General features: G+C 49.4%; 3 protein-coding genes. All 3 read right to left on the bottom strand.

Going from position 1 to position 3,248, the window contains the following annotated elements; translation table 11 throughout:
* Positions 1-78 precede the first annotated feature (78 nt).
* The 3 genes from fusA to rpsL are packed head-to-tail and all read right to left on the bottom strand — an operon-like array spanning position 79 to position 3,040.
* The gene (gene fusA, locus OXG10_01735) at positions 79-2,163 is read right to left on the bottom strand and encodes an elongation factor G (GenBank protein MCY3826089.1); all 2,085 of its coding nucleotides are present in this window, start codon (positions 2,161-2,163) and stop codon (positions 79-81) included.
* Between the two features lie 17 nt (positions 2,164-2,180).
* Positions 2,181-2,651, bottom strand: a complete 471-nt coding sequence (gene rpsG, locus OXG10_01730) for a 30S ribosomal protein S7 (GenBank protein ID MCY3826088.1) — start codon at positions 2,649-2,651, stop codon at positions 2,181-2,183.
* A gap of 17 nt (positions 2,652-2,668) precedes the next feature.
* Complete coding sequence (gene rpsL, locus OXG10_01725; protein ID MCY3826087.1) at positions 2,669-3,040, bottom strand: 30S ribosomal protein S12; 372 nt, start codon at positions 3,038-3,040, stop codon at positions 2,669-2,671.
* Positions 3,041-3,248: the final 208 nt, after the last annotated feature.

Genomic DNA, 3,248 nt, shown 5'->3' with positions numbered 1-3,248 from the left:
TTAAATGCGGCTTCCCCCTCTCAAACTTCGCCTTAGACATTTCTCGTTGACCTCCTTGTTAAAAAGAACATAAAAATATCAGCTGACATTGGCTGCCTGTTTTAACTCTTCGGCTATGTTGGCGGGCAGGGCGAAATAATGGGAAAATTCCATAGTGAACAATCCCCTGCCTTCGGTCATTGACCTTAAGTGGGTCGCGTAACCGAACATTTCGCCAAGCGGAACTTCCGCTTTTACCGCCTGCATAGCACCTCTCATTTCCGTACTGCTTACTCTTCCGCGCCTTGAACTCAGATCACCTATGACAGTTCCCATGTGAGCTTCGGGAACAACCACCTCAAGCTTCATTACGGGCTCAAGTACAACCGGGGAAGATTTATGAATCGCCTCCTTAAATGCCATGGAACCGGCGATCTTAAAAGCGATCTCCGAGGAATCGACATCGTGAAAAGAACCGTCGTAAAGAGTGACCGCCACATCGACGACCGGATACCCGGAGACAACTCCAGTATCCATGGCCTCGACTATTCCTTTCTCCACCGCGGGAATAAACTCCTTGGGAATCACCCCTCCCTTTATCTGATCGTTGAACTGAAATCCTTCACCCCTCTCAAGAGGCTCCACCCTTATCTTCACGTGGCCGTACTGACCACGCCCACCGGTCTGTCTTATGTACTTCCCTTCGGTTTGAGAAGTGCCGGTTATCGTCTCCCTGTAAGCAACCTGAGGCCTCCCTACATTCGCATCGACCTTGAATTCCCTTTTAAGCCTGTCGACGATTATCTCAAGGTGAAGCTCCCCCATGCCGGAAATCACCGTCTGACGGGTCTCCTCATCGGTTTTCACCTTGAAGGAAGGATCCTCCATTGCAAGCTTGCTAAGCGAGAGACCGAGTCTCTCCTGGTCGGCGTTTGACTTAGGTTCTATTGCAATCGAAATTACCGGATCCGAGATATGAAGACTCTCAAGTATCACGGGTTTTGAATCCGAGCACAGGGTATCGCCCGTAAGAGTGTTCTTAAGCCCAACCGCGGCCGCTATACCACCGGCCTCAACCTCTTTTATATCCTCGCGTTTTTCCGCGTGCATGCGAAGAAGTCTTCCGATTTTTTCGTTTTTAAGATTGGATGAATTGTAGACGGTGGTACCTGATTTCAGTTTGCCTGAATAAACCCGAAGGTAGGTAAGCTGGCCGACGAACGGGTCCGACATGATCTTAAACGCAAGCGCGGAGAAGGGCTCTTCTTTGTCGGGGGTTCTTTCGACTTCCTCATCGGTTTTGGGATGAATGCCTTTTACCGGTGGCAGATCCACGGGAGCAGGCATGTATTCCACAACGGCGTCAAGCAGGAGCTGCACTCCCTTGTTCTTAAAAGCCGATCCCAGCATAACCGGGACTATGGTCGCGTCGATTGTCTGTCGTCTTATGGATTTCCGGATCATCTCTTCGGGGATATCCTCCCCGTCGAGATAAAGCTCCATTATCTCCTCGTCGTTATCCGAGAGGGCTTCTATAAGTTTCTCCCTGTACTCGGCCGCCTGCTCCTTGGTGTCCTCGGGAATATCTATGAATTCAAACTTGGCCCCAAGGCTCTCCCCGTCCCAGACCGCCATTTTCATCCTTATCAGGTCAACTATTCCGGTGAAGTCGTCGCCGTCAAACCAGGGAATCTGAAGACACACGGGATTGGCGTTAAGCCTTTCAATTATCTGGTCCACGACCTTGTAGAAATCCGCCCCGACCCTGTCCATCTTGTTCACAAAACACATTCTTGGAACTGAATACCGGTCGGCCTGTCCCCAAACCGTCTCGGTCTGAGGTTCGACTCCTCCGACGCAGTCAAACACAACCACTGCTCCGTCGAGCACCTTGAGCGATCTTTCAACCTCTATGGTGAAATCAACGTGGCCGGGAGTATCTATGATGTTTATCCTGCAGTCTTTCCAGAAACACGTAGTGGTAGCGGAAGTAATGGTGATGCCCCTTTCGCGCTCCTGCTCCATCCAGTCCATGGTCGCCGCGCCTTCGTGCACCTCGCCGATTTTGTAGGTTATGCCAGTATAGAAAAGTATTCTTTCAGTAGTGGTGGTCTTTCCAGCATCTATGTGAGCAACAATTCCGATGTTTCTCACCCTGTCTATGGGGAATATCTGTTCTGACACCTTAATCCTCCGGGGAATTACCACCTGTAGTGGGCAAAGGCCCTGTTGGCCTCGGCCATTCTGTGAACATCTTCTTTCTTCTTCACGGCGTTGCCCCTGTTGTTATGGGCGTCAATTATTTCCGAAGAAAGCTTGTCTACCATCGATTTTTCTGATCTTGAGCGGGAGGAATTTATGAGCCATCTGATCCCAAGGGACTGCCTTCTGAAGGAACTCACTTCCATGGGAACCTGGTAGTTAGCTCCGCCGACGCGTCTTGACCTTACCTCGACCGAGGGCTTCACCTTGTCAAGAGCATCGTGAAAGACTTCAAGCGGGTCTTTTCCGGTTTTTTCGCTTATTCTGTCGAGAGAATCGTAGAAGATTTTTTCCGCCTTGCTCTTCTTGCCGTCATACATCAGGCTGTTTATAAACTTGGCGACTAACGGATCTCCAGTTCTGGAATCCGGAGCCAGTTTTCTTCTTGCTACCCTACCTTTTCTCGGCATTTGCTGCTTCCCGCCCGTTACTTAGGCTTTTTGGCTCCGTACTTGGATCTCCCGTTTCTTCTGTTCTCAACTCCAGTTGAGTCAAGAGTTCCCCTGACTATGTGGTATCTCACTCCGGGAAGATCTTTCACCCTGCCCCCCCTGACGAGCACAACGGAGTGCTCCTGTAGCGTGTGTCCTTCTCCGGGTATGTATCCTGTGACCTCTATGCCGTTTGTAAGCCTTATCCTAGCGACCTTCCTAAGCGCGGAGTTAGGTTTTTTTGGAGTGGTTGTGTAAACCCTCACGCAAACCCCTCTCCGCTGGGGACATCTCTGAAGAGCTCGGGCCTTGCTTTTCTTCTTAACCGTCTCTCTTCCCTTGTTAAGCAACTGGCTTATCGTAGGCATAAAATCATCCTCTCCCAAAATTTGGGTAATCCGATTATTATAAGCTTAATAACGGACGTATGTCAAATGAAAAAACGGAAAAAAACCGCTAAATCCCAAATCGAGGGAAGGACTATATTACAGAAAGAAAACAGGTTTTCAACAAAAAATTTTTGGGGCTATATAGACTTTATTAAACGCTGTCTAAAAATGGTTGGAGCTTCTCCCA

This window comes from Candidatus Dadabacteria bacterium, from assembly GCA_026706695.1.
Classification (GTDB): domain Bacteria; phylum Desulfobacterota_D; class UBA1144; order Nemesobacterales; family Nemesobacteraceae; genus Nemesobacter.
This window is presented reverse-complemented; position numbering and strand designations above follow the sequence as displayed.

What these genes read in the sequence shown, in the direction of transcription:
- rpsL (MCY3826087.1), bottom strand. Translation starts at nt 3,040, where the DNA reads ATGCCTACGATAAGCCAGTTGCTTAACAAGGGAAGAGAGACGGTTAAG.
- rpsG (MCY3826088.1), bottom strand. Translation starts at nt 2,651, where the DNA reads ATGCCGAGAAAAGGTAGGGTAGCAAGAAGAAAACTGGCTCCGGATTCC.